21 protein-coding genes are annotated in these 24,209 nt (G+C 68.0%); 6 read left to right on the top strand and 15 right to left on the bottom strand.

Going from position 1 to position 24,209, the window contains the following annotated elements:
* The 6 genes from F816_RS0111405 to F816_RS0111380 form a co-directional block, all read right to left on the bottom strand.
* Nucleotides 1-1,635, bottom strand: a complete 1,635-nt coding sequence (locus tag F816_RS0111405; RefSeq protein ID WP_019594838.1) for an efflux RND transporter periplasmic adaptor subunit — start codon at nucleotides 1,633-1,635, stop codon at nucleotides 1-3.
* Nucleotides 1,632-2,891, bottom strand: a complete 1,260-nt coding sequence (locus tag F816_RS0111400) for a TolC family protein (protein WP_038085810.1) — start codon at nucleotides 2,889-2,891, stop codon at nucleotides 1,632-1,634. The genes F816_RS0111405 and F816_RS0111400 overlap by 4 nt, the downstream gene beginning before the upstream one ends.
* A gap of 78 nt (nucleotides 2,892-2,969) precedes the next feature.
* Complete coding sequence (locus tag F816_RS0111395; protein ID WP_019594836.1) at nucleotides 2,970-3,341, bottom strand: hypothetical protein; 372 nt, start codon at nucleotides 3,339-3,341, stop codon at nucleotides 2,970-2,972.
* A gap of 94 nt (nucleotides 3,342-3,435) precedes the next feature.
* Nucleotides 3,436-4,542 carry an alkene reductase gene (locus tag F816_RS0111390; RefSeq protein ID WP_019594835.1) on the bottom strand — a complete coding sequence of 369 codons (1,107 nt, stop codon included), beginning with the start codon at nucleotides 4,540-4,542 and terminating at the stop codon, nucleotides 3,436-3,438.
* A gap of 92 nt (nucleotides 4,543-4,634) precedes the next feature.
* Nucleotides 4,635-5,771, bottom strand: coding sequence for a glycerate kinase (locus F816_RS0111385; protein WP_019594834.1), 1,137 nt, complete (start codon nucleotides 5,769-5,771; stop codon nucleotides 4,635-4,637).
* Nucleotides 5,772-5,781: 10 nt separating this feature from the next.
* On the bottom strand, nucleotides 5,782-7,143 hold the full coding sequence (locus tag F816_RS0111380) for a GntP family permease (protein ID WP_019594833.1): 1,362 nt from the start codon (nucleotides 7,141-7,143) through the stop codon (nucleotides 5,782-5,784).
* 123 nt (nucleotides 7,144-7,266) lie between these two features.
* Here F816_RS0111380 and F816_RS0111375 point away from each other — a divergent pair, with 123 nt between their 5' ends.
* The 3 genes from F816_RS0111375 (at nucleotide 7,267) to putA (ending at nucleotide 12,335) form a co-directional block, all read left to right on the top strand.
* Entirely contained in the window at nucleotides 7,267-7,839 is a 573-nt protein-coding gene (locus F816_RS0111375) for a Spy/CpxP family protein refolding chaperone (RefSeq protein ID WP_019594832.1), read from the top strand.
* A gap of 73 nt (nucleotides 7,840-7,912) precedes the next feature.
* Complete coding sequence (locus F816_RS0111370; RefSeq protein ID WP_026333248.1) at nucleotides 7,913-8,566, top strand: cupin domain-containing protein; 654 nt, start codon at nucleotides 7,913-7,915, stop codon at nucleotides 8,564-8,566.
* A gap of 91 nt (nucleotides 8,567-8,657) precedes the next feature.
* The gene (gene putA, locus F816_RS0111365) at nucleotides 8,658-12,335 is read left to right on the top strand and encodes a bifunctional proline dehydrogenase/L-glutamate gamma-semialdehyde dehydrogenase PutA (RefSeq protein ID WP_019594830.1); all 3,678 of its coding nucleotides are present in this window, start codon (nucleotides 8,658-8,660) and stop codon (nucleotides 12,333-12,335) included.
* A gap of 43 nt (nucleotides 12,336-12,378) precedes the next feature.
* Here putA and F816_RS0111360 read toward each other — a convergent pair whose 3' ends face one another.
* Nucleotides 12,379-12,705 carry a DUF3634 family protein gene (locus tag F816_RS0111360; RefSeq protein WP_019594829.1) on the bottom strand — a complete coding sequence of 109 codons (327 nt, stop codon included), beginning with the start codon at nucleotides 12,703-12,705 and terminating at the stop codon, nucleotides 12,379-12,381.
* Nucleotides 12,706-12,925: 220 nt separating this feature from the next.
* Between F816_RS0111360 and F816_RS0111355 the strand changes: the two genes are divergently transcribed.
* Both F816_RS0111355 and F816_RS0111350 read left to right on the top strand, forming a co-directional pair.
* Nucleotides 12,926-13,285: an MbcA/ParS/Xre antitoxin family protein gene (locus F816_RS0111355; protein WP_018938814.1), complete on the top strand. Its 360-nt coding sequence runs from the start codon at nucleotides 12,926-12,928 to the stop codon at nucleotides 13,283-13,285.
* Between the two features lie 12 nt (nucleotides 13,286-13,297).
* Nucleotides 13,298-14,044, top strand: coding sequence for an RES family NAD+ phosphorylase (locus tag F816_RS0111350; RefSeq protein WP_019594828.1), 747 nt, complete (start codon nucleotides 13,298-13,300; stop codon nucleotides 14,042-14,044).
* Nucleotides 14,045-14,179: 135 nt separating this feature from the next.
* Here the strand turns inward: F816_RS0111350 and F816_RS0111345 are convergent, their stop codons facing one another.
* Together F816_RS0111345 and F816_RS0111340 are read right to left on the bottom strand one after the other, a co-directional pair.
* Entirely contained in the window at nucleotides 14,180-15,154 is a 975-nt protein-coding gene (locus F816_RS0111345) for a hypothetical protein (RefSeq protein ID WP_019594827.1), read from the bottom strand.
* Nucleotides 15,155-15,385: 231 nt separating this feature from the next.
* Nucleotides 15,386-15,841, bottom strand: coding sequence for a hypothetical protein (locus F816_RS0111340; protein ID WP_019594826.1), 456 nt, complete (start codon nucleotides 15,839-15,841; stop codon nucleotides 15,386-15,388).
* A gap of 325 nt (nucleotides 15,842-16,166) precedes the next feature.
* Here F816_RS0111340 and F816_RS0111335 point away from each other — a divergent pair, with 325 nt between their 5' ends.
* Nucleotides 16,167-17,078, top strand: a complete 912-nt coding sequence (locus F816_RS0111335; RefSeq protein WP_019594825.1) for a D-hexose-6-phosphate mutarotase — start codon at nucleotides 16,167-16,169, stop codon at nucleotides 17,076-17,078.
* A gap of 136 nt (nucleotides 17,079-17,214) precedes the next feature.
* On the opposite strand, the gene F816_RS0111330 is transcribed toward F816_RS0111335, so the two are convergent.
* From F816_RS0111330 to F816_RS0111305, 6 genes are all read right to left on the bottom strand, one after another.
* Complete coding sequence (locus F816_RS0111330; RefSeq protein ID WP_019594824.1) at nucleotides 17,215-18,054, bottom strand: hypothetical protein; 840 nt, start codon at nucleotides 18,052-18,054, stop codon at nucleotides 17,215-17,217.
* Nucleotides 18,054-20,165 (bottom strand): molybdopterin-dependent oxidoreductase, encoded by a 2,112-nt coding sequence (locus F816_RS0111325; protein WP_019594823.1) that lies wholly within the window; start codon nucleotides 20,163-20,165, stop codon nucleotides 18,054-18,056. Before F816_RS0111325 ends, F816_RS0111330 begins: the two co-directional genes overlap by 1 nt.
* 454 nt (nucleotides 20,166-20,619) lie before the next feature.
* A complete protein-coding gene (locus F816_RS0111320) occupies nucleotides 20,620-22,338 on the bottom strand; it encodes a TrkA family potassium uptake protein (RefSeq protein WP_019594822.1) in 1,719 nt (572 codons plus the stop codon).
* Between the two features lie 32 nt (nucleotides 22,339-22,370).
* On the bottom strand, nucleotides 22,371-22,754 hold the full coding sequence (locus F816_RS0111315; RefSeq protein WP_019594821.1) for a DUF6394 family protein: 384 nt from the start codon (nucleotides 22,752-22,754) through the stop codon (nucleotides 22,371-22,373).
* Between the two features lie 283 nt (nucleotides 22,755-23,037).
* Nucleotides 23,038-23,505: a HEAT repeat domain-containing protein gene (locus F816_RS0111310; protein ID WP_019594820.1), complete on the bottom strand. Its 468-nt coding sequence runs from the start codon at nucleotides 23,503-23,505 to the stop codon at nucleotides 23,038-23,040.
* A 49-nt stretch (nucleotides 23,506-23,554) separates the two neighbouring features.
* Complete coding sequence (locus F816_RS0111305) at nucleotides 23,555-23,947, bottom strand: hypothetical protein (RefSeq protein WP_019594819.1); 393 nt, start codon at nucleotides 23,945-23,947, stop codon at nucleotides 23,555-23,557.
* Nucleotides 23,948-24,209 lie beyond the last annotated feature (262 nt).

Below are 24,209 nucleotides of genomic sequence, written 5' to 3'. Positions count from 1 at the left end.
TTAGTGCGCGTGGCCGTGGCCAATGTCATCGGAATCCCGGCCCGCCAGCAGGACCGCATAGGCGCCCTGGGTCACCACGCGCTCATCCGCCTCGATGCCGGAGAGGATCTCCACTCGTCCGGCGGAGCGGGCCCCGGTATGGACCGGGCGTCGTTCGAACGATTCGCCCCCGGTTTGCACGATCACGATCGGCACGCCGTCGTCGTCGATCAACGCCCCGACCGGGAGCGTGACGCGATGGCGGGGTGGCCCGGCCGCGAGCGAGATCGTGACCGGCATGCCGGGACGGTATCGAGTGTCCGCGGCTTCCAGGGCGAAGGCGACTGGAAGCGTTTGCCCCGGGCCATCGAAGGCCCCGCCTTCCCACACCGGTTCACCCCCGACGGCCCGCCACTCGCGACTTCCCGGTTGGCGCACGGCTGGATCGGCCAGCGACGTGACCCGTGCCAGATCCGCCGGATAGAGGTGCGCCACCAGCCACACATGCTCGCCATCCAGCACGCTGGCCAGGTGCTGGCCGGCCTGTACGATCTCCCCGGGGCTGACATCCAGGGATTCCACCCGTCCGCCAGCCGGGGCGCGCAGGGCAAGCGTCCCGGAAGCAGCGCTGCCGTCGAGCCGTTCTTGGCGGTCACGGGCGTCGTCAAGCTCGGCCCGGGCGGTGTTGCGTTCGCGGCGGGCTTCCACCACCCGGCTGTCGGCGATCACGCCCTCCTCGGCAAGGCCCGTCAGACGTTCCAGGTCGGCCTCGGCCGCGGTCAGGCGTTCCTGCGCCCGGGCGAGATCCAGGGCCAGACCGCTGGAGGTGCCGCTGTCCGGCAACACCGCCAGGCGCATCAGACTGTCGCCGGCGTGCACTTCGCGGCCGGGTGCCGGCCAGTCCCCGTCCGCCGTAATCACCCCATCGGCGGGTGCGACCAGTCGGGTGCGTTGGCCGGGTACCTCGCGGATCGTCCCGGGGACCTCGATGCGCTCACCGAACGGCTCGTAACGGGCTGGGGCCGTGGCAAACCGCATGCGCCACTGCGTCTCCTTGAGGAAGGTAATCGTGTCGTCCGCGTGTCCCTCGTCGCCATGTCCGTGGTCGTTGTCGTGCGCGTGCCCGTGGTCATCCCCGCCGTGGGGATGGCCCCGGTCGTCGGCATCATGGTCGTGCCCGTGGTCCTTGCCGTGGGCATGCCCCTCGTCGGCGGGGTGCGTATGGTCGTCCTCGTGGCCATGACGGTGTCCGCCCGGGATCTCCACCTGACCGAGGGTGCTTTCGCGGATGCCGTTGGCATCTTCGTGCACGCCGGTCAGGTAATAGCGCCCGGCGTCCGGCAGTTGCAGGGTGACGGCGAAGATGCCCTCGCGGTCGAGATGGGCAGTGGCTTCGCTGAATACCTCCCCGTAGCGGTTATGCATCTGCAGGGTCAGTTCCCCGGTGGTGACTGGACGGAAGTCGTCCAGCCAGGTGGCGTGCACCAGGAAGTTCTCCGAGGCCCCGGGCTCCAGGGGCCCGGCCTCCAGGAACCATTCCAGTCCCGCATCCCAGTGGGTGATCTCGAGGTCCTCGGCCAGGGTGGGGCCGGTCGCCAGGGCCAGGACCAGCAGGATGGCGATGCGCGTAATCCGGTGGGTGATTCGGTATGTCATTGGGTGTCCTCCACGAGGCCGAGCCCCGCTGCGATGCGCAGTTCGCGCCACTCCGCCCAGCTCTGGGCAAGCAGATCCTGTTCCTGCTCGATCGCGTTGAAATGGGTGTTGTAGGCCTCGAGTACTTCCAGCAAAGAGGCCTCGCCGCTCTCGTAGCCGCGGTAGGTCAGGTCGCGCACGCGCCGGGCGGGCACCAGCGTCTCGTTGTGGTGGCGGTCCAGTTCGTCCAGCAGGTGCGCCAGATGCACGCGGCCGACCTCGACCTGGCGGGTCAGGTCGCGCCGCAGGGCCCGGACCTCGGTCTGGCGTGTGTAGTGGTCCGCCACGGATTCGCGGACGCGCCCCTGGTTGCGATCCCATAGCGGCAGTTCGAGCTGCAGTGCGACGCCAGTGGAGGTTTCCCGGCGGCCGTCGATCACGTCGCGCTCCTGAAACAGCCGGATGCCGATATCCGGGCGCCCCTCGGCACGTGCGTGGGCAATGTCCAGCTGTGTGGCCTGTTGCTGTTCGGACGCTGCCCGCAGGGCGGGGTGCTGGTCCACTACCGTCTGTGGTTCGATCCCGGCGGGTTGCGGAGGCGGGTGATCAAAGGCGGGGGCCGTGCCCAGCGTGGCGGGGTGCCGGTCGAGCCAGGCGGCCAGGGTGGCCCGGGCCTCGGTCCGCTCGCCCTCGGCAGCCTCCAGCTGGCGCACGGCCTCGGAGCGGAACAGGCCGATGCGCAGACGCTCGCGCTCGGACAGATCGCCGCGTTCCTGTCGCAGTCGGGCAATGCGCTCCAGGCGCTGGGCCTCGTCCAGACGCTCGCGCGCCCGTTCAAGCCCCGTCTCCGCCTGCTGCCAGGCATGAAACGCTGCGCCGATGTGGCCTTGCAGCTCGAGGCGTTCGGCGTGGGCCCGCGCCTCGGTCGCGGCGAGTCGCGCGGTCGCGGCATCACGTCGATGTCCGATCTGCCCCCATAGCGGGAGCGGCTGGATGACGGCGATCCCGCTCAGCGAGTAACCGCCGCGCTGGTCCTCCAGCCCCATGCGGTTCGAGGCTTCGGCCTCCAGTGTCGGGTTGGGCCAGCGCCCCGCCTGATCCCGCGCGCCGCGCTGGGCGTCAATGCGGTGCTGGAAGGCTTCGGCCTCGGGGGCCACGGACAAACCGTGAGTAACCGCCCGATCGAGCGTCCAGCGGTCCGTGTCCGCGAGCGCGGCGGGTATGCAAAGCAGTCCGATCAGTCCAGCGACCGACCAGGAAAAAACCGAATACGGCATGGGAGACACTCCCCATTGATGACGATCCAGGCTGCGCCCCCGGGGGAGACGTCAGCGCGCTACGTTCGAATCAATGGGTCAGGCGGGCGGGCCGCGCAGGGGGGGTGCGAGCCAGGGAGGGGATGCGCGAAGGGGGTGGGTGCGGTCCGCGATGCGAGGAGGTGCGCGCGGGGCCGCCACGGACAGGTCGCCGGCCGTCGTTGGCAGAGCCGCGCCGGGCAGATCCAATACGGTGACCGGCTTGCCGGTGGTGGCCTGCGGTGTCAGATCGACCTCGGCCGACTCGTCGTGATGGTGCGTGTGTTCGGAATCGTGCGCTGCATGCGGCGACGAATGGTGTGCATCGCCCACGTGCAGGTGCAGCCCCGCCCCCTGCAGCAGGGGCACGGCCAGCACCAGGCTCAGGACCAGCAGGGCGTGCAGCCACGTATGACGGTTGGTAGTGCGCATCGCGCCGGAATCTACGCCGGGTCCCGGACAAGCGCAAGACGCCGCGCGTGCATGGGTTGCGTAAATAGCCCCCGGGGGCTCCCGGGGGCCGGTTTCAGTCGGACAGCGCTGCGTAGTCGGTGTAGCCGTGTTCGTCGCCGCCGTAGAAGGTGGCTTCGTCCCACTCGTTGAGCGGGGCGCCCTGGCGGAAGCGTTCGGGCAGGTCCGGGTTGGCGATGAACGGGCGCCCAAAGGTGACCAGATCGCAGCGGCCGGCCTCGATGCGCTGGCGGGCCTCGTCGGCGGTGTAGGCGCCGTTGCCGATATAAGTGCGGCTGAAGCGCGTGCGGATCGCGTCGACGATAGATTCCGGGCGGCCGGATTCGTGGTTGCCCTGGAACGAGTCCTCCACCACCTCAATGTAGGCGATGCCGGTGGCATCCAGGGCCTCGGCGAAGGCGCTGTAGGTGGCCAGCGGGTCAGCGTCCTGCATGCCGTTGAAACTGCCGGTCGGGCTCACGCGGATCCCTACGCGTTCGGGACCCCAGACCTCGACCACCGCATGCACCACCTCCAGCGGCAGGCGGATGCGATTCTCCACTGACCCGCCGTAGGCATCGGTTCGGTGGTTGCTGCCACTGCGGATGAACTGGTCCAGCAGGTAGCCGTTGGCCGCATGGATCTGCACGCCGTCGAAGCCGGCCGCCTTAGCATTCTGCGCGCCCTGGCGATACTGCTCCACGATGCCCGGCAACTCGTCGAGCTCCAGCGCGCGTGGCTCCTGCACCTCGACCATGCCCGATTCGGCGCTGATGAAGGTATAGGCGCCCTCGGGCTGGATGGCGGAGGGCGCCACCGGCTTCTGGCCGTCGGGTTGCAGCTCCGGGCGCGAGATCCGGCCTACATGCCACAGCTGTGCCTGGATGCGCCCGCCCGCGCGATGCACCGCGTCGGTGACCTTGCGCCAGCCGTCCACCTGCTCCGGCGAGTGGATGCCCGGCGTGAACGCATAGCCCTTGCCCTGGGGCGAGACCTGAGTGGCCTCGCTGATGATCAGGCCGGCACTGGCGCGCTGCGCGTAGTACTCGGCGTTCAGATCGGTGGGCACATCGCCCGGTTGCCCGGCGCGCGAGCGTGTCAGTGGGGACATCAGCACCCGGTTCGGCAGCTCCAGCGGGCCCAGGCTGTAGGGGCGAAAAAGCGCGTCATCGTGCTTGGTCATGGGGGCTTCCTTTGGGTTCGTATCGATCCGTGCTGCGAGTCGGACCGGGATCAACCGAACACGTTCCTTTCAGACGGGAGCATTCCGCTGATTCACGGTCGGACACCCGGTTCGGCCGCCTCGATCAGGGCACGGGTGCGCTCGGCGATGTAGTGTGCGGGGCGGGCCAGGGCCTGGTCCAGGGTGATGCTGCCGTCGCACAGGGCGCGGGCGTCGCTCAGGCCGAAGGCGCCGATCTCGGCCTCGTCGCAGGCGATGGCGCCGGCGATCGCCACCACCGTAACCCGCAGCTCTCGGGCACGGCGAACCACTTCCGCGACCACCTTGCCGTGCGAGGTCTGGCCGTCCAGCTGGCCCTCGCCGGTGATAACCAAATCGGCTTCGCGGATTGCGGCATCCAGCCCGATCAGTTCGGCCAGGTAGCCCGCGCCCATGCGCGCGCCACCGCTGAGGACACAGTCCAGCGCGAACCCGAGCCCGCCGGCGGCACCGGCGCCGGGGGTGTCGATGGGTCGGCGGAGGTGTCCCGCAGCGTCGATCATGCAGGCCAGGCGCTCCATGTGGGTATCCATTGCCGGGATGTCGGCGGTCTTCAGGCCTTTTTGCGGGCCAAAGACAGCCGCCGCGCCATGCGGCCCGGTCAGTGGGTTGTCCACGTCGTTCAACACCGTAATGTCGATGTGGGCCAGGCGCGGGTCCAGTGCGTCGAAGTCGACCCGTGCCAGATCGGCCAGCCCGGCCGGGTGGGGCGCAAGCGCGTGTCCTTCGGCATCCAGGAAGCGCACGCCCAGGGCGGCCAGCATGCCCGCGCCGCCGTCCACGGTTCCGCTGCCGCCGAGGCCGATCAGCAGGTGTTCGGCGCCGGCGTCCAGCGCCGCCCGCATCAGTTCGCCGACACCGAAGCTGTGGAGCTGCCAGGGGTCGTGCTGGTCGTCGGGGATCCGGTCCAACCCGCAGGCGGAGGCGACATCAATGACCGCCCGCTGCTCGTGGTGGTCACAACCCCAGCCGGCGCTCAGGTGGGCGCCGGTGGGGCTGCTCACATCCGACAGATGCCAGGCCCAGCCGAGGGTGTGGCTGACCAGCCGGGCCGTGCCCTCGCCGCCATCCGCCATGGGCAGGGAGCGCACCCGGGCGTCGGGCCGGGCAGCGTGAACCCCGCGCGCCATGGCGGCCGCCACCTCCTCGGCCTCCAGGCTTCCCTTGTAGCTGTCCGGGCAGACCACCACCCGGAGAGTGTCAGACAAAGATCAGCCCCAGGATGTAGATGGTGATCATTGCACTGATGCCCTGCAGCAGGGTGGCGGTCGTGAACGCCTTGTACGCGGTGGACACCTTCATGCGGCTGAACTGGGTAACCACCCAGAAGAAGCTGTCGTTCGCGTGCGAGACGGTCATTGCACCGGCGCCCACGGCCATCACGGCCAGGACCATGCCCATGGTGGAGTCCAGACCCAGCGAGGCCAGCATCGGCGCAATCATGCTGGACGCGGTCACCAGGGCTACGGTGGAGGAGCCCTGCGCGGACTTCAGCGCCGCCGCAATCAGGAACGGCACCAGCAGGCCCAGACCCAGACCGCTCAACATGTCGCCAAGTTGGTCGCCGATCGGCGTCTCGCGCAGCACGTTGCCAAACGCGCCCCCGGCCCCGGTGATCAGGATGATCGGGGCCGCGAGCAGGATGGCGTCCACCGTCATCTGGTGGAAGCGATCCTTGATGCCGGCGCCCTTGATCAGCAGCAGCGCGAAGATCACGCCGATGGCCAGGGCCACGACCGGGGTCCCGAGGAAGATCAGTGCGTTGGCGAATATCCCGGCCTCGGTGTCGCGGGTGGCCAGCAAGGCAACGGAGCCGATGGAGATCAGCACGATGGGTGCCAGGATCGGCATGAACGCGCCCAGGGTCGTCGGGCGATGTTCCAGCTTGATCTCTTCCTTCTCGACCTCCTGCCCGGTGGCCTCGCTGATCGGATCCGGTTCCAGCAGCTCTTCGTCATTGGCATGCGCGTAGCGGCTGGCCCACAGCCAGCCCACCGCAGCGGCGACCGCGGAGACGAACAGGCCCACCAGGATCACCAGGCCTAGCGCATCGGCGATGCCGACGTTGCTGGCGGCCGCAATCGGTCCGGGGGTAGGCGGCACGAAGTTGTGCGTGGCGAACAGCCCGGTCGCCAGCGCGACACTCATGGCCACCACCGAGATGCCGGCGGTCTTGGCCAGCGCGTTCTTCAGCGAGTTCAGGATCACGTAGCCGGAGTCGCAGAACACCGGGATGGACACGATGTAGCCGATGATCGAGACCGTCAGGGTGGGGAAGCGGTCCGACAGCGCGCGGATGATCGCCTCCGCCATCACCACGGCCGCGCCGGTGCGGTCGAGGATGACCCCAATGATCGTCCCCAGGGCAATCACGATGCCGATGTAGCCCAGGGTGCTACCGAAGCCGTCGTTGATGACGCTGATCGCTTCGCGCGGCGCGATACCGCCGATGATCGCCATCACGAAGGCGGCGATCAGCAGGGCGAGGAACGGATGTACGCGCAGTTTCGCGGTGGCGAACACCAGCGCGGCGACGACCACAATCAATCCGATAATCAGCATGTCGCGTCCTTTTGCCTTTTAATGAGTATCGATCCGGAGTCTAGACGTCCGTGAGCGATTCGGTGTCCCATGATCGATGGGGCGCTACAATCCAGACGCCATTTCTTGCCAGGAGATTCCTTCATGTGTCGTGTGATCGCGTTATCGGGGTTGGTGGGCGCGAGCCTTGCGCTGGTGATGTCCGCATCGGCCGCGGCCAATCCGTATTCCGGGTTGCAGGAGCGCGAGATCAAGGCACTCTCCGCACAGGAGACCGAAGACCTCCTGGAAGGGCGCGGCATGGGGATGGCGCTGCCGGCCGAGCTGCACGGCTACCCGGGCCCGCTGCATGTGCTGGAGGTGGCCGGGGAGCTGGACCTGACGGCCGAACAACACCGCGAGACCGAGCGGCTGTTCGAGACCATGCGGGAGCAGGCGCGCGAACTGGGCCGGCGCATCGTGGAGCGCGAAAGGGAACTGGACGCGCGCTTTGCGGAGGGCGGGATCTCCAGCGATACCATCGAGACGTTCACGGTCGAGATCGGCGAGCTGCGCGGCCGCCTGCGCCACCTGCACCTGTCCTACCACCTGAAGATGGATGCGTTGCTCAGCGCCGAGCAGAAGGTGCGCTATCGGCAGGCCCGCGGTTATCACGGCGAGGCGGAAGACCGCCCGGGAGATGGCCATCATCACGGCCATCCGGGCCACCACCACTGAACGCCCGTGCCCTTCCCGGCAAGGAACTAATTGCGTGGCACCGCGTTCGACTGAAGAGACGATCGGAGCGCGCATGACGGGAGCCCTGAACCTGGATCTGAACCGGCCGGTGGTCGTGGAGACGGCGGCGCAGCCCTGGAGCGGCAGCCGCGCCGACGGCGTGGTGCGCAAGCCGCTGGAGCGCGAACAGGCGGAAGCGGGTCGCGCCACCAGCATCGTGCAGTTCCAGCCCGGAGCCCGTTTCCCGCCGCACACGCATGCGCTGGGCGAGGAGATCCTGGTACTGGACGGCGTGTTCTCCGACGAAACCGGTGACTATCCCGCCGGCACCTACCTGCGCAATCCACCGGGTTCCCGCCACACGCCGCACTCGGACCCCGGCTGCACGCTGTTCGTGAAGCTGGAGCAGTTCGCGACCGAGGACCGCGAGAAGGTGGTGGTGGATACCCACTCGGCGCCCTTCCAGCCGGGCATCGGCGGGTTGCGCGTCCTGCATCTGCACAGCTTCGGGACCGAACACACCGCACTGGTGCACTGGCCGGCGGGCGAACACTTCCAGCCCCACCGGCACTGGGGCGGCGAGGAGATCCTGGTGCTGTCCGGCGAGTTCATCGACGAGCACGGGCGCTATCCCGCCGGCACGTGGATCCGCAGCCCGCATTCGAGTCAGCACGATCCCTGGGTGGAGGAGGAGACGCTGATCTACGTGAAGACCGGTCACCTGTGATGCCCTGCGCCCGGGCCTGCGCTTACACCGGGTAAGGTGACCGAAGGCGCTCGGGCCGGGTACAGCGACCCCCTTACACGGGAGCAGGCCGATGCAGCAGCCCGAATCCCAGCAGGATCCTGTCCTCGACCCGTATCGTGCCCGCATCCGGGCGGCATACGGGGCCGACGAGGCGGCCGTGCTGCGCGACCTGCGGGCCGCCATCCGGCTGGATGCCGAGGCCCGCGCCCGTATCGCGGCCGAGGGCGCGCGCATCGTCGAGCGGGTCCGCGCCGAGACATCGCCGTCGCTGCTGGAGAGCTTTCTCGCCGAGTACGGCCTGTCCACCGAGGAGGGTGTCGGCCTGATGTGCCTGGCGGAGGCCCTGCTGCGGGTGCCGGATGCCGAGACCATCGACGAGCTGATCCGGGACAAGATCGAGCCCTCCGACTGGGGCGCCCACCTCGGGCATTCCTCGTCGTCGCTGGTGAATACCTCCACCTGGGCCCTGATGCTGACCGGCAAGGTGCTGAGCGACGACCTGCAGCGCCCGGCCGCCGCACTGCGGGGGCTGATCCGGCGGGTCGGCGAGCCGCTGGTGCGTACTGCCGTGGCGCAGTCGATGAAGCTGCTGGGGCGCCAGTTCGTGCTCGGCGAGACGATTGCCCAGGGGATGCGCAACGCGCGCGAGATGGAGCGCGAGGGTTCCACCTATTCCTACGACATGCTCGGCGAGGCCGCGCGCACCGATGCCGACGCCCGGCGCTATCACGAGGCCTATGCCACGGCCATCGCGGAGATCGCGAAGCAGGCGCAGGGCGACGTGCGTTCCAGTCCCGGCGTCTCGGTCAAGCTTTCCGCGTTGCATCCCCGCTACGAGTACACCCACCGCGCGACGGTGATGGCGGACCTTGTGCCGCGGGCACGGGAACTGGCACGGCAGGCGGCGCGGGCCGGGATCGGCTTCAACATCGATGCCGAGGAGCAGGATCGCCTGGAGTTGTCGCTGGACGTGATCGAGGCCCTGCTGGCGGATCCGGAGCTGGCCGGCTGGGACGGCTTCGGCGTGGTCGTGCAGGCCTACGGCCGCCGCGCGGCGGCGGTGATCGAGGCGCTTTACGCGCTGGCTGCCCGCCTCGACCGGCGGATCATGGTGCGCCTGGTCAAGGGCGCCTACTGGGATACCGAGATCAAGCTGGCGCAGGAACGGGGCGTGGAACACTTCCCGGTGTTCACACGCAAGATGAATACCGATGTCAGCTACATCGCCTGCGCGCAGATGCTGCTGGACCGGCGCGACCGCATCTACCCGCAGTTCGCCACCCACAACGCGCATACCTGTGCGGCGGTGCTGGCCATGGCCGGAGACGATCGTGAGGGCTTCGAGTTCCAGCGCCTGCACGGCATGGGCGAGTCGGTCCACGCCATCGTCAAGGCAACGGCCGGCATCCGCTGCCGCATCTACGCCCCGGTGGGGGCGCATCGCGACTTGCTGGCCTATCTCGTGCGTCGCCTTCTGGAAAACGGCGCCAACAGCTCCTTCGTCAACCAGGTCGTGGACAGCGCCATCCCGCCGGCGGAGATCGCCCGCGACCCGCTCGCCGATCTGGAGGTACTGGGTGACACTATCGCCAACCCGGCGATCCGCAACCCGACCGATCTCTACCAGCCGCAGCGGCAGAACTCGCGTGGCTACTGCGTCAACGAACCCGCCTCTATCCTGCCGCTGCTCAAGGCGCGCGCGGCCTTCGCGCGGACGCGCTGGCAGGCGGCGCCGATGCTGGCAGCGGGGCATGCGCCACAGGGCGAAACGCGCGACGCGGTTTCACCAGCCGATCCCGAGGACCTGGTGGGGGAGGTGCGCGCGGCTACGGCGGTGGAGATCGAGCAGGCCCTGCGCGCCGCATTGATGGGGTTTGTCGACTGGTCGGCGCGTCCGGTCGCGGCACGGGCGGATCTGCTGCGCACCATCGCGGAGAGTTACGAGGCGCACGCCCCCGAGCTGATCGCGCTGGCCAACCGCGAGGCCGGCAAGACCGTATGGGACGGCATCGCCGAGGTGCGCGAGGCGGCCGACTTCCTGCGCTACTACGCCGGCGAGGCCGAACGGCTGGAACAGGAGGCGGAGCTGGAGCCGCGCGGGGTGTTCGTTTGCATCAGCCCGTGGAACTTCCCGCTGGCGATCTTCACCGGGCAGGTCGCCGCGGCCCTGGCGATGGGCAATACCGTGCTGGCCAAGCCGGCCGAGCAGACCCCACTGATCGCCACCCGCGCGGTGGAGCTGATGCGCGAGGCCGGTCTGCCGGAGACCGCCCTGCAGCTGCTGCCGGGCGACGGCCCGTCCGTGGGCGGTCCGCTCACCGCCGATCCGCGCATCAGTGGGGTCTGTTTCACCGGCTCCACCGAGGTGGCGCAGCGGATCCATCGCAGCCTGGCGGACAACGCCGGGCCGGACGCCGTCCTGATCGCCGAGACCGGTGGGCTGAACGCGATGATCGTCGACAGCTCCGCGCTGACCGAACAGGCGGTGCGCGACATCCTTGCCTCCGCCTTCCAGTCCGCCGGGCAGCGCTGCTCCGCGCTGCGCATGCTGTACGTGCAGGACGAGGCCCATGACCGGTTGCTGGAGATGCTGCAGGGCGCGATGGACGCGCTGACGATCGGTGATCCTTGGCAACTGGCGACCGATGTCTCGCCGGTGATCGATGCCGAGGCACAGGCGGATATCCGCGACTACCTGAAGGCGCAGGAGGAGCAGGGGCGTCTGGTGAAGGCACTGCCGGTGCCGGAGACCGGACGCTTTGTCGCCCCCTCTATCGTCCGGCTCCCGGGGATCGAGGCCCTGGAGCGCGAGGTATTCGGCCCCGTGCTGCACGTCGCGCGTTTTCGCGCGCGGGACCTGGACGCCGTGGTGGATGCCATCAATGCCCGTGGCTACGGCCTGACCTTCGGCCTGCATACCCGCATCGACGATCGCGTGCAGCAGGTGGTCGAGCGCCTGCGCGTGGGCAACCAGTACGTGAACCGCAACCAGATCGGCGCCATCGTCGGCTCCCAGCCGTTCGGCGGCGAGGGGCTCTCCGGCACCGGCCCGAAGGCCGGCGGGCCGCTGTACCTGACCCGTTTCGGGCGCCGCCCGCCGGTCGCCGCGGATCACCCCGCGGCGCCGGATGCGGAGGCCCCCGGGATCACGCGGGACACCCTGCAGCAGGCCCTGGACGCGCTGGATGCCGGTGACTGGGCCGCGCGCACCGACCGGATGGAGGTGCTGCGCAAGGCGTTGCCGGAGCGCACGGGGCTGTTGCGCCAGGCCCTGGCGGAAACCGCGGCGTTCGACACGAGTCCGCAGACGCTGCCGGGGCCGACCGGCGAGAGTAATCGCCTGTGTCTCTATCCCCGCGGTCCGGTGCTGTGCCTGGGGCCGGGTTCGGAGGTTGCGTTGGCGCAGGCGGTGCAGGCGCTGGTGGCGGGGTGTCCGGTGGTCATGGTGGTCCCGGGTGCCGAACGCGCTGCGCGGGCGCTGCAAAAGGTCGACGTCCCGCTGCGGGGGATCGACGGCGTCGTCGGGCCGGAAACGCTGGCTCTACTCGACGGTCTGGTAGCGGTCGCCGCGGTCGGTAGCAGCGAGTGGACCCGCAGTTTGCGCAAGGCGCTGGCGCTGCGCGACGGGCCCATCATTGCGCTGGAGACCACACTGATCGCGCCGGAGCGCTATGTGGTGGAGCGTCACCTGTGCATCGACACCACCGCCGCCGGCGGCAACACCAGTCTGCTCGCAGCCGCTGACTGATGCCGGCTACGTTGTGCGGTGGCGTCGGTCTGGCCTGGGTGCGTTACCGGCGCTTCTTGCGGCGCTTCTGGCCCACCTTTACGCGCTGGAGTGCGGCCTGCAGCTCACCGTGCGCCTCCTTCGGGATGGAGGACGAGCTGCGCAGGCGCAGACCCTTGCTGGTGCGAACGGCAGTCAGGCGACCGTTCTCGATGCCGTAGCGGCGGACGATATCCCGCGCCGCATGTTCGAAGTGCATCGGCGGGTCGCCGCGCCGCACCCGCAGCGTTCCGTCCGCGATCTCCAGGCTGAAGATGATGCTTGCCTGCCAGATCAGCAAGGCGCCCGCCACCAGCAGCAACACAATCATCAACAGCAGCGTGATCAGCATGGCGTCCTCTCCGGTGGTGCCCCGACCTGCATGAGTCTGGGGCAGGGCGTAATGAATCCGTCGCGCCGATCGTAGCACTCGAACGCGCGGTTGCGTCTCGCGCGGCCGGACCGATGGGCGCGTGCGGTGCCGGATGGCCAAAGGTCGCGCAGGGTTTGAATGTGCAGTATGCACATGGAGTGCTAGTATGTGCTTAATGCGGTTTGTCTGGAGGTGAGCCATGAGCACTGCAGAGCTTCTGGCCCCGGAACGTTCCGAGGTCCTGCGCGAGGCGCTGGTCAATGCCGGCAAGGCGCTGGGCCTGACCCAGGCGGAGCTGGGCGAGGTAGTCGGGCGCGGCCGCACGGATATCAGTCGGGGCAACATCGACCCGGCCAGCAAGCCGGGTGAGCTGGCGCTGTTGCTGATTCGCTGCTATCGCGCGCTCTATGTCCTCACCGGCGGGGATGTCGGTGCGATGAAACACTGGATGCAGACGCACAACCACCACACCGGAGGGGTGCCCGCCGAGCAGATCCGCACGGTTCAGGGTTTGGTGGGCGTGCTGGAATATCTCGACGCGATCCGCGGCAAGCTGTGAGGGCAACCTGACATGCCGGACTGGGATGCCCTGGTCGAAGCGGCGCCGCGTGTCACGCTGAGAGGGGAGGTCCTGCGCCTGGTCGAGAGCCAGGAGCAGGTTGCCACCAACCAGATTGTCAGCTCGCTCGACCGCCAGGCCGTTCTGGAAGAGATGCTGGAGGCCACCAAGCCGCCCCGGCGTCCGGGTACGGAACGGCTGCACTACCTGCTGGCGACGCCGTTTCGCTACCCGCCGCTACGTCACGGATCGCGCTTCGGCCGTCGCCACGAACCCAGCCTGTTCTACGGCGCCCTGCGCGAGCGCACGGTCCTCGCCGAGGCGGCCTACTACCGGTTTGTGTTCTGGCATGGCATGGCGACCCCGCCACCGCGCAAGCTCGATACCCAGCACACATTGTTCGCCGCACGCTACCAGAGCCCCAATGGCTTGCAGCTCCATCAGCCCCCGTTCGCTGAACACGCGGACCTGTTGCGTCATCCCGCCGACTATCAGGCCACCCAGGTCCTGGGCGCCGCGCTGCGCAAGGCCGGCATCGACCTGTTCGAATATCCGTCCGCCCGCGACCACCAGGCCGGCCTCAACCTCGCGCTCTACAACGCGACCCCGTTTACCCGCAACAACCCCACGCGTCAGGACCCCTGGCTGTGCCAGCTCACCGCCGACCACGTCCGCTTCCTCAAGCCCCGCGACGGCGCCCTGCACGACTTTCCCCTGACCCAGTTCCACTACCAGGGCCGGCTGCCGCTACCCGCCTGACAGCCGTACCCACACCGGTCATGGCGAGGCCTCGCAGAGGCCGCGGCAATCGGTCGGACCCGCCCACAGGGCCTCGATCCCCTCCCTGTGAATGTGCTGCGGAGTCCGGGCTGGAACCCGCATGGCTGTTGTGCCTCATGGAGACTGTGCGACCTCGGAGCGATCGGTATCGAGCCGGATCCAGGGAACGCCGAGGCGGCCTGGGTATTCCTCCAGAAGCAGCTGGTCACCTGCTCGAACAGAGTGGTACAGCCAGCGATCGACGCGGATTCCGCGTTTCTCTTGAGGGCCGTCCCACCCGGAGAGTTGCAGGTAGTGAAGGGTATAACCACGCCCCCGCTCGGCCGTCTTGTCGCGCACTTCAACAGGGTGTTCCAGAGCGGGGGACCGGTCGAAACTCATATTGATGTCCCGAAGAAGTCCGTAGCTGGCCATGGCAGCACCGATCAATCCGGCTAAAGCCAATTCGGTCAAAACGAGATGGGTACGGGAGGTGCGTCCCAGCCAGACGATGGTCAAGGTAGCCAATAGCGCGAAGACGATTACGCCCGTGATTATCGAAAGTGACACCATCTCCGATGCCCGGATGGGGCCGGGCAGCGGCAAGAAAATTCTCTGGTGCAGATACAGAAAGCCGGTGATCAGCATGGCCGAGCTGATACTGACGATCATTACGGCCTTCCAGGCCAATGAGTCTTTTGGACCGCGTGCGGCTTCGGGAAGCTCCGATTCCATGGCTTCGGAGAGCTGGCGAAGCAGTGGTATGAATGCCATTACGGGCGCCGAGAGTCGACTGCCAGCCCTGTGTTTCTTCGCCACTACCTCGACCCATACCCGCTGACGCCGTATCCGCAACTGCCTGAAGCGGAGTCCGTTGACTTCGCACTCGCGGTAAATGCGAAGCATAGCCTCCTGCGTGGTACGGCACTCTTTCAGCGTCCGGCAGAGTGGTGCCTGGTCGGCGACCAAATAGAAGGTCCGGTCGAATTCGAGGTTGCCTGTGCGGCAGGCCACCGAAAGCCCTATGGTGGTGAACAGCACATCCCACCAGCGACGCACTTTTACGCGGAACTCGACATCCGGTGCCGGGTAGTAGCCAATGCGCTCCACGGGTACGGAATGGCGGCCTCGGTAGACATAGTTGTAGAGCGGGTCCCCGAGTGAGGGCGCTTGTTGGTGACCCGGTACTGGCTCAGGTGTTGAAGAAGACCGGCGTTCCCATCGATCCTCGAGCCGACGTCGGTAGATCCACACTGCCATTCCGATCATCGTCACCAATCCAGCAAACATCCACATGCGCACGTCCCCTGTGAGAGCGTGTGACAGCGAACCCGTCGGGTCCTACTCGGTGTCATTCCGGGGTGAGCGGCCGGGCCGCCACTCGGCCTGCATCGCAAACAGTTCGATCAGAGCCTGGGCATTCGGATCGTCACAGCCGTGTTCGTCGATGCGCTGCCTTACCTGGGTCTGGATGTCTTCCTGGCCACGCAGCAGGGTGGCCGCGATCTGTTCTCCCGTCGCTTCGGGGTGCTGGTCCTCCAGCGCCATGACGGATTGCAGGTAGATCATTTGCTGGTTGGCCAGAAACGCGACCATCTGCTCGTCATCGATATCGTCACAGCGGGCCGCGGCTGTACTGGATGCGACGAACTGACTCAGGATGTTCAGGATCTCGGGCCGCTCGTCGGCGCTTGCCGGGCTGGCGAGGCCGAATATCAGCAGGAACAGCCCGGCCGTGGCGGCGAGAAGCCGGCGAGGTGGGGGGCGGGTAACGGGGCATGGGGCGGCAGGGCGCACATGCCCCGCGCGGACAGAACTAGAGAATCCTTTCTTCATCGTTTCCCTCCCTGGAAACATCGCGAGCCCATTGATCGGTCGCGCCCACAATCTAGCTGCTGTTTCCCGACCTGTCATCCCTCGTCCTTCTCCGGAGCACCACGTCATGGCGAGGCCTCGCAGAGGCCGTGGCAATCGGTCGGAGCGTGCTGGGCCGCCGGTCGGTCGCAATGCCGGGGCAGAAGGCCCGACCTGATCCGGCGCCGTTGATCTCGGCGCCCGTGCAGGCACTCGGTGTGCCACGGGGTCTGCTACGCTTCGGCCCTTGTCGGATAGGAGAGATCAGATGACGGTTGCAGCGCTCACGGAACAGTTTCCGCATCCCGAAGTGCGGTTTCGCCAGCAGGATGCGCTGGTGATGGTCGATATCGAGAACGCGCACGGCAGCGCGACGATCACGACCTTTGGCGCGACGCTGCTGAGCTATCGCCCGAAGGGTGGCGCCGACGTGCTTTGGGTGAGCGATACCGCACTGTACGACGGCAAGAAGCCGGTGCGCGGCGGGGTCCCCGTCTGCTGGCCATGGTTTGGCCCGTACGATCCGGCCGCGCTGGGTCCCGACCCGAGCGACGAACACAAGAAGGGGCACGGGATCGCCCGCTATGCGTTCTGGGATGTCGAGTCCGTGGAATCGGTCGGCGATGCCACGCACGTCGTGTTCGTGCTGACCCCGGACGACGATATCCGCAAGGCCTGGCCGCTGGAGTTCTCGCTGCGCCTGCACGTCACCCTGGGCGAGGCCCTGGAGATGACGCTGGAGGGCGAGAACCGCAGCGATCGCGAGTGGCGTGTGTCGGAGGCCCTCCACACCTATTTCGGCGTGGGCGAGGCCGAGGGCCTGGTGGTGCGCGGGCTGGACGGGACCACGCGGATCGACAAGCTGGCGGACGGTGAACGCGGGACGCAGTCCGGCGACGTCGCCATGACGACCCCGATGGAGCAGGTGTTCGTCGGCCACCCGGGCACACTCGTGATCGAGGACCGGGACAACGCGCGCGAGATCGTCATCGAACGCGAGAACAGCGCCAGCAGCGTGCTGTGGAACCCCGGCCCAGAAGGCGTCAAGTCGTTCGCCGACATGCCCGACGATCAGTATCGCAAGACGGTCTGCGTCGAGGTCGCCAACGCCCTGGACGATGCCTACCCGCTCGCCGCTGGCGCAACCCACGCCATGACCATGCGGCTCTCCGTGCGCTGAACGGGTAGCCGGGAGGCGCCCGGGGGCTCGCATCCCGGCCTCCAGCATTGGCTGGATCGGCGGGCGTGGCCGCATCTCCCCAACCCATCACCGCGAGGCCTCACAGGACGCCAGCTCCGGGCGCGGTGCCTCTTCGCTACAGCGAGTGCCCGGTGAGCCGGCGGTAGATGGCGAAGCCGGCGGCACGGTCACGGCAGCGCAGGATGGCGGCGCGGCCCGGCGTTGACGGATCGGGTTGCACGTCGACGCTTGCCGTTTTGGCGGCCTGCAGGTTTTCGTCGTTCAGGTCGGCCTCGCCGAACACCGAGATCACGAAGCCGCCGGGGATAGGCGGTGGTGGGGTGAACGGCTCGCCGTCCGCCAGGGCCACCCAGGCCGGGATGAACGCGGGGCCGTAGAAGTCGAAGAAGCCGTTGGAGCCGCGCAGGTGAGCCTCGATCGGCTGGCCGCCGATCAGCTCGATGTTGCAGATGCCGCTGTATCCGCCCAGGTTGCGCTGCACCCAGTCGGCGATCCATGGCTCGACCTCCGGTGCATCCGCGCCGATCTCCCAGTAGACGGGGCGGGCGGCGTCCTTCTGCTCGGAGCCGCGGGTGTGAGCGAACCAGCGTACTGCGCCGGCCTCCACCAGGCAGTCGGTGCTGGTGTGGGTGCCTTGCAGGCGCGGGCACCAGAAGCTTCCGGGTTCCACTGGGACGGCGTCGGCTGCCACGGTGCGCGCGTTCAGCCCCATGCCGGCGAGGTTGGTGATTGGCTTGACGAAGACCTCGTGGTCCGCGGCGATGCCGAGATCCGTGGGCGCTACGCCGCAGGGCGCGGCGGTGAGTCCGGCATCCAGGGCCAGGTGCAGCTTGTCGTAGACGTGTCGATAGTCCGGGTTGAGCCGCCATGCGGCGGCGTCGGACACCCCCACCTCCCGGCGCGGTTCGGGCCGGAAGATGTGCTCGCGTTCGGGGAGGACACCGACAAACGGCACTACCCGGCCTCCGCCTGGCGTTTTTCGTGGCCCGCCGCCAGGCGCTCTACCTCGCATAGGAGCGACTTGAATGCGGGAAACCCGCTGATCGGGTCCAGCGCGCGGTCGTCGGTCAGCTCGTTCACGTTGGCGTGGTTCCAGCCGTGCTGGCAGTGCGCCACGCCGGGCTTGATGCGGTCCGTGACCTTGGCCACGAACGCCACGCGCCCGCGTGGCGAACGCACCTCTACCGTGTCGCCGTCCGCGATCCCGCGCGCGGCGGCATCCATCGGGTGCAGCTCCACCAGCGGTTCCGGCATCGCCCGGCGCATGCGCTCCAGGTGCTGGTGCTGCGAGTGGGTGGCGTGCTTGTGGCGGGCGCCGCTGGTCAGCACCAGCGGATAGTCGCGGGCGAGCTCCGGCGTGGAGACTGGGCTCTCCGCCGGTTCGCGGTACACCGGCAGGCCGTCGTGTCCGGCCGCGCGCAGTTCCGCGGCGTCGAACTCCACCTTGCCGCTGACCGTGCGGAACCCGTTGATCCGGTACTGGCGGTCGCCTTCCTCGAAGCCGTACTCGAGCATGTCGTCCAGCGCCTTGGCGAACACGGTGACCCCGTCCGGGTCATTGTAGACCTGCTCGCGGATGGTCTCGGGGATGCCCTCGGCGGCCTCGGCCCAGCTGGCCTCCAGGTCGCCGTTCCAGAATTGCTCTCCCATGCCCAGGCGTACGCCCAGCTCCAGGAACACCTCGCCATCCGGGCGGGCCTCGCCGCGCGGGGCAACGGCGGCGTGGCGGTAGCGCAGTTCGCCGCGGAAGTTGCAGCCGGGGTAGGCGATCAGCGCCGCGCGCTCCAGGCTGGTGGCGGCCGGCAGCACGATGTCGGCCATGCGCGTGGCCGGGTTGTGGAAGAAGTCGGAGGCGGCGAAGAAATCCAGCGCGCCTAGCGCCTGTTCCATGCGCTTCGAGTTCGGCCACATCGCGGTGTTGATGCCCATCGCCACCAAGGCCCGCACCGGCTGTGGCCGTCCCTCAAGGATGGCATCCGGCAGCAGCATGCTTTGCGCCGCCGGCCAGTGGGCCGTCCACACCGGGAAGGTCTCATCGCCGATGCGTGGTGGCAGGTGTGCCTTGCAATGGTCGAACAGGTCGATGGGCTTGGGCGTGACCTTGTCGTTGAAGAAGCGGTTGCCGCCCTCGCGGTCGATGTTGCCGGTCACCGCGGCCAGCAGGATCACCGCGCGGTGGTTTTGGAAGCCGTTGGAATGCTGCACGGTGGCGGTGGGGGAGAGCATGATCTGCGCTGGCGCGTTGGCGGCATAGAGCTCGGCGGCACGGCGCAGATCGGCCGCGTCGATGCCGCAGATCTGCGCGACGCGCTCCGGCGGGAACCCGGCCACATACTCGCGGAAGGCCTGCACGCCGCTGCCCCATTCGTCGAGGAAGGCCTGATCCTCCCAGCCGTTTTCGAAGATCAGGTAATGCATGCCCAGCGCCAGCGCGCCATCGGTACCCGGGCGGATCTGCAGGTGCACCTCGGCCTGCTCCGCCAGCGGGGTTACCCTCGGGTCCACCACCACGGTCGTGCAGCCCGGGCGGGTCGCAGCCAGGGGGTGCTGGTGGAACGGCGGGATCGAACCGCGCGGGTTGGTGGACCACACCAGCAGGCAGCGGGTGGCATCCGAGGCGACGGTGGAGGAGGTCTTGATCTTGGTGCCGAAGGTCACCTCCTCCGCGACCTTGGTGGAGGAGAAGCAGCAGCCGCTCTCGGTCAGGTAGTTGGGCGAGCCGAAGGCATGCGCCAGGCGCTGGAGCTGCGGGCGCGCCTCCTTGGTATAGCCGGCGAAGAAGGCCGCCGCCGGGGCCCCGTGTTCCTCGCGGGTGGCGCGCAGGCGCCCGGCGATGATGTCCAGTGCCTCATCCCAGGAGATGCGCTCGAACTGGCCGCTGCCGCGCGGACCCATGCGCCGCAGCGGGTACAGCAAGCGCTCCGGATGGTTGCGCCGGTCCAGCTGGACGTAGCAGCGCGGGCAATCGGGGCCGTCGATGGCGACTGGCTCGCCGACGGCGTCCAGGGTGACGTCGATGGCGCAGTTGGCATCGCACTCGTAACAGGTACTTTTCACGGTCGCCATCGGGGCGCTCTTCCTTGTTCAGCGGGCGGTCTTGGTTGCTGCGAGGGCATTATGCCGGGAGCCTTGGGTCCCCCACGAACAACGCCTGGAACCGCGGGGCCACCTCATTATTCGTGGCTCGGATGCCGATTAGTTCGTTGGAGGTAAGGCAACACCTGGCACGGTCACCCGTGACCAATCCCGCCCCGTCATCCGGGACGGAGCGGGGCGCAGAGCCGAGATCTCGGGGTTGAAGAGCCCCGGTGGGGAGGTCCCGGCTCACCGCTTAGCGGTGTCCGGGATGACCTGGCGTGGGGGCGGAACTTATCGGCCCCCAACCCTTTGCTTCTGCCTATGCCCGTTGATGGGCCCATGCCATGCTGGCGGGTCTGCCTTGCGCGTCTTCCTGGGTTACGAGCCGATCGCGGTCCGCCCCCCTGGTTCCCTGTGCTTGCAGTCGGCGGCCGCCGGGGTCTCAGGCCGGTTGTCGACGGGTCGCGCGCAGGGCGCGGCAGATCCAGCCTTCGGGGGTGTCTTCGCCGGTCAGCAGGTAGCGCAGGGCGTGCGGGTCGCGCAGGGTGTGGGAGATCGTGAGCGCGCTCGCGAACCGGCCGCAGAACAGCATGTGGTCGCCGGGTTGCAGGGGTGTGTCGTCATCGGGTGCGAGGATGTCCTCGCCTCCGGTTTCGCGCCGCAGTAGCAGCACAAGGCAGGCGTGTCGCTGGCGCACGGGATGGTCGGCGCGCAGCAGCTGGCCCAGGGTCACCGGCTCCTGCTCCAGATGGGCAAGGAGGGCCGGGGCTGTCCCCTCGTCCAGTTGCTCGGTCCAGATGGCTGGCACACGGTCGCCGACCACGGCCGTGATGGAGCTGACTCGCTCGTTCGCCCAGTCGGTTGTCTGGTTGCGACTCAGTTCCAGGAAGCGCGGCAGGAGCGGCGAGGTCAGATGGGCCAGGATCGCCTCGGCAATCACCCGGTCGTGGCGCATCACCAGCGGCAGGTCGGCCGCCGCGAACAGGAGCGAATCGCACTCGCGGTTCTGCCGCGCGACCATAAACAGGTCCGGGTTCAGCTCGCGCGCGGTCATCACGATGGACAGGTTGTAGTCGTCGCGGCCGGTTCCGGCCACGATCCCGGAGGCGCTCTCGATGCCGGCCTCGTGCAGGGTGTCCGCCTCGGTGCCGCGGCCCTTGATGCAGTCGGGCGGACAGTCCGCGCCCTCGGGGTCCGTTTCCACCAGGGTCACCTCCACGCCCTCCTGGATCAGGCCGGCGTGCACGGCCTTGCCGAAGCGCCCGAAGCCGCACAGGATCCAGCGACCGCAGGGCGGGTCGATCGGCATCGGCAGCGGGCTCCCGGGGATGCTCCCAAGCCATTCGTGCAACAGGTGATGCGCGGGGGAATGCAGCGCGAGGGCGAGGCGCTGGCCGAAGATGTCGAACGGGTTGATGACCTGGTCAGTCCCGAACGAGGCCATGTTCTTCTCCGTGTCGTGGCTCTCGGCACGGCAGATCACGGGGCGCTCCGGGTTGAGGAGTTTGGCGGCAATGGCGATGCGCAGGTTCACCGCATCGTCGCTGGTCAGCGCCACCACACCCTGGCAGTGCGGGTTGAGCAGCCCGGCATCAAGCAGGCGATTGGCGATGCTGGCATCCGCGCACAGACCGGGGATCTGCAGCGGGTAATTCTCCAGGACCAGCTCGTTGATGCGGTCCGGGTTCTGGTCGATGACCACGGCAAAGCCATTGCGGCCGAGCAGGGAGCGCACCACCAGGGCCCCAGTGTCGCCATACCCGCACACGATATGGAACGGCCGCTGCAGCTTGCGGATCGTGCGGTCGAACGCGTGCTGGCTGACGGCCAGGCGGAAGGCCGGGTCCTGGATCAGCGCGAGGATCTTGCCGATGGCATACAGCCAGGCCACCACCGACAGGTAAACGGCAAACACCGTCCACATCCGCTGCGCCTCGGAGAAGGTGTAGGGGATTTCGCCGAAGCCGATCGTCGTGGCCATGTAGGTCACGAAGTAGAAGGCATGGAAGAAGTCCATGCGCCAGGGTTCCCCCTGGTCGTCCACGCCGGGTATCAGCACCAGGCCAAGAACGGAGATCGCGTAGGCCGCCGTCAGCGCGAGCAGCGGCGCCCGCATGCGGCGGAGGAACAGGAACAGAACCTTGTTGATGGTGGGGCCCACGGTTCTTGTAGTGGCAGCTGTCGCGGCCGGCCTCAGCGGCGCAGCGCCACCGTATCCGCGATCAGCAGCAGCACGGAGATCAGGTTCGCCACCATGGCCCCGCCCGCCAGGGAGACGATGCTGGCCATGAACATCGCATCCATGCCCCCGGCATGCACATGGGTGGCATAGCCCCACACCACCGCGGCGGCCAGTAGCTGCAGGACCGCTACCAGGGAGCTGGCCAGCAGCAATGCCCCGGTCTGCGTCCGATCCCCCAGTTTCAGGGCAGTGGCGATGATGTTCACCACGATGGCCGCGAACAGCTCGTATACGTTGTGATGCGCCGGATCATCGATCTCGCCGAGGAAGAACCCGAAGTTCAGCGTGAACGCCAGGATGATGAAAAAGCCGAAGATCACCTTCTCCAGGTTCATGCGCATGCTCCTTGTTATTCGAGATGACGGGCTCTGATCGATGCCGAAACGCGGGCCCGTCTACGTCCGCCCACAGCATGGAGCATGGCTCAACAAGCCCCGGATGGCGAGGGCAGGGCGCGGATCTCCCCACGTGCCGAAACGCCAGGGGCCCCGTCATTGCGAGGCCTCGCAGAGGCCGTGGCAATCGGTTGAAGCGCCACGGATGCGGACCGCTCGTGATCGGGCAGGGCAAAAGGCAAGACGGGACCCAAAATATCTGGCTTCGCCGACCCCGGGGCCGCTAATCCCAGAGGTGGCCCCAGCGTTTCCACCAGTCGCGGGCGATAGCGCGGTTGGCCGCGTTCTCGCGTTCGTCGAGGACGGTCCCCAGGCGGATGTACTCGCCCCCGGTTTGCGAGGTCACCGCCGGATCCTGCGTAGCCAGCATCAGGGCATACAGCGCCAGTTTCAGTTCCCACGGGTCATCGGAATCGAGGTAGGGCACGAGATGCGGGACCGCCGGCGCACCGATCCGGCCGAGCGCCTCGGCCGCCGTGTACCAGGTGCGCGGATGCTCCTCGCCCCCGTAGGTCTCGGTGAACGCGCGATCCGACAGGCGCTCGAGGTAGTAGTGGATCTCGTCCCGGAGGCTGGCGAGCCCCTCCGCGGGTCCGTCTGCCGCGGCGGCGGGCTGCTCCTGCGGCGCGGCACCCGTGGCGGCCGGTGGCTCTGCCGATGGCGGCCCGCCGGCGCAACCACCGAGCAACATCCCGCCGGCCAGCCATGCGGCCAGCCACCCGGGAGAAAGGGGGGCGGGTTTAGTTTTCAAACGGCTCCCATTCGGCGAGCGTGGCGTACAGCTCGCTCATCGTCTGGATTCGCGGAGCGTCGCAACCATGCTGATCCACGTACTGGTCCACGCGGGCTCGGACCTCCTCCCGTCCGTGGCGCAGACCGTCGGCGATCTCCTCGTCCGATGCATCCGGGAATCGCTCCTGCTGGACCATCCGCGCGCGCGCATGAACGATCTGCAGATTGGTCGCGAAGTCAGCCAGCTGCTCCTTGCCCACGTCCGCGCAGCGCGCCATCGCTGCGTCCGCCGCCACCAACTGGTTCAGGATGTTGAGGATCTCGGGCGGCTCGTCGGCGCCTGCCGGGCTGGAAAGCCCGAGCAACAAAAGCCACGGCACGGCCGCCCGTGTCGCCTGCAAACGCCTCCTGTGCGTCCTGCCGCATGCGCCGCTACGTGAAGCAGAGGAGCGCGCTTGCCCCCTCCGGAGAAGACCACTGAATCCATTCATTACTGCCTCCCTCCCTGGAAACACGAAGTACGCCCCGGAAACCGGGTGCCGCCCCAATTTAGATGCTCACCCCGAGGCTGTCACCCGAAGTCTTTGTAGGGGTCCGCCTCGTTGTGCGCGCACGCGTTGACTGTCTGTGCGGTGACGCAACTGTAAACGGCCACGTATGCGA

The organism is Thioalkalivibrio sp. ALM2T, assembly GCF_000381505.1.
GTDB lineage: Bacteria > Pseudomonadota > Gammaproteobacteria > Ectothiorhodospirales > Ectothiorhodospiraceae > Thioalkalivibrio > Thioalkalivibrio versutus.
Note: the sequence above shows the minus strand (reverse complement) of the source record. Positions and strands in the feature narration are given on the sequence as shown.

Bases quoted from the DNA above. Each gene is read 5' to 3' on its own strand.
- F816_RS0111405 (WP_019594838.1), bottom strand. From the start codon at position 1,635: ATGACATACCGAATCACCCACCGGATTACGCGCATCGCCATCCTGCTG.
- F816_RS0111400 (WP_038085810.1), bottom strand. From the start codon at position 2,891: ATGCCGTATTCGGTTTTTTCCTGGTCGGTCGCTGGACTGATCGGACTG.
- F816_RS0111395 (WP_019594836.1), bottom strand. From the start codon at position 3,341: ATGCGCACTACCAACCGTCATACGTGGCTGCACGCCCTGCTGGTCCTG.
- F816_RS0111390 (WP_019594835.1), bottom strand. From the start codon at position 4,542: ATGACCAAGCACGATGACGCGCTTTTTCGCCCCTACAGCCTGGGCCCG.
- F816_RS0111380 (WP_019594833.1), bottom strand. From the start codon at position 7,143: ATGCTGATTATCGGATTGATTGTGGTCGTCGCCGCGCTGGTGTTCGCC.
- F816_RS0111375 (WP_019594832.1), top strand. From the start codon at position 7,267: ATGTGTCGTGTGATCGCGTTATCGGGGTTGGTGGGCGCGAGCCTTGCG.
- F816_RS0111370 (WP_026333248.1), top strand. From the start codon at position 7,913: ATGACGGGAGCCCTGAACCTGGATCTGAACCGGCCGGTGGTCGTGGAG.
- putA (WP_019594830.1), top strand. From the start codon at position 8,658: ATGCAGCAGCCCGAATCCCAGCAGGATCCTGTCCTCGACCCGTATCGT.
- F816_RS0111360 (WP_019594829.1), bottom strand. From the start codon at position 12,705: ATGCTGATCACGCTGCTGTTGATGATTGTGTTGCTGCTGGTGGCGGGC.
- F816_RS0111355 (WP_018938814.1), top strand. From the start codon at position 12,926: ATGAGCACTGCAGAGCTTCTGGCCCCGGAACGTTCCGAGGTCCTGCGC.
- F816_RS0111350 (WP_019594828.1), top strand. From the start codon at position 13,298: ATGCCGGACTGGGATGCCCTGGTCGAAGCGGCGCCGCGTGTCACGCTG.
- F816_RS0111335 (WP_019594825.1), top strand. From the start codon at position 16,167: ATGACGGTTGCAGCGCTCACGGAACAGTTTCCGCATCCCGAAGTGCGG.
- F816_RS0111325 (WP_019594823.1), bottom strand. From the start codon at position 20,165: ATGGCGACCGTGAAAAGTACCTGTTACGAGTGCGATGCCAACTGCGCC.
- F816_RS0111315 (WP_019594821.1), bottom strand. From the start codon at position 22,754: ATGAACCTGGAGAAGGTGATCTTCGGCTTTTTCATCATCCTGGCGTTC.
- F816_RS0111310 (WP_019594820.1), bottom strand. From the start codon at position 23,505: ATGTTGCTCGGTGGTTGCGCCGGCGGGCCGCCATCGGCAGAGCCACCG.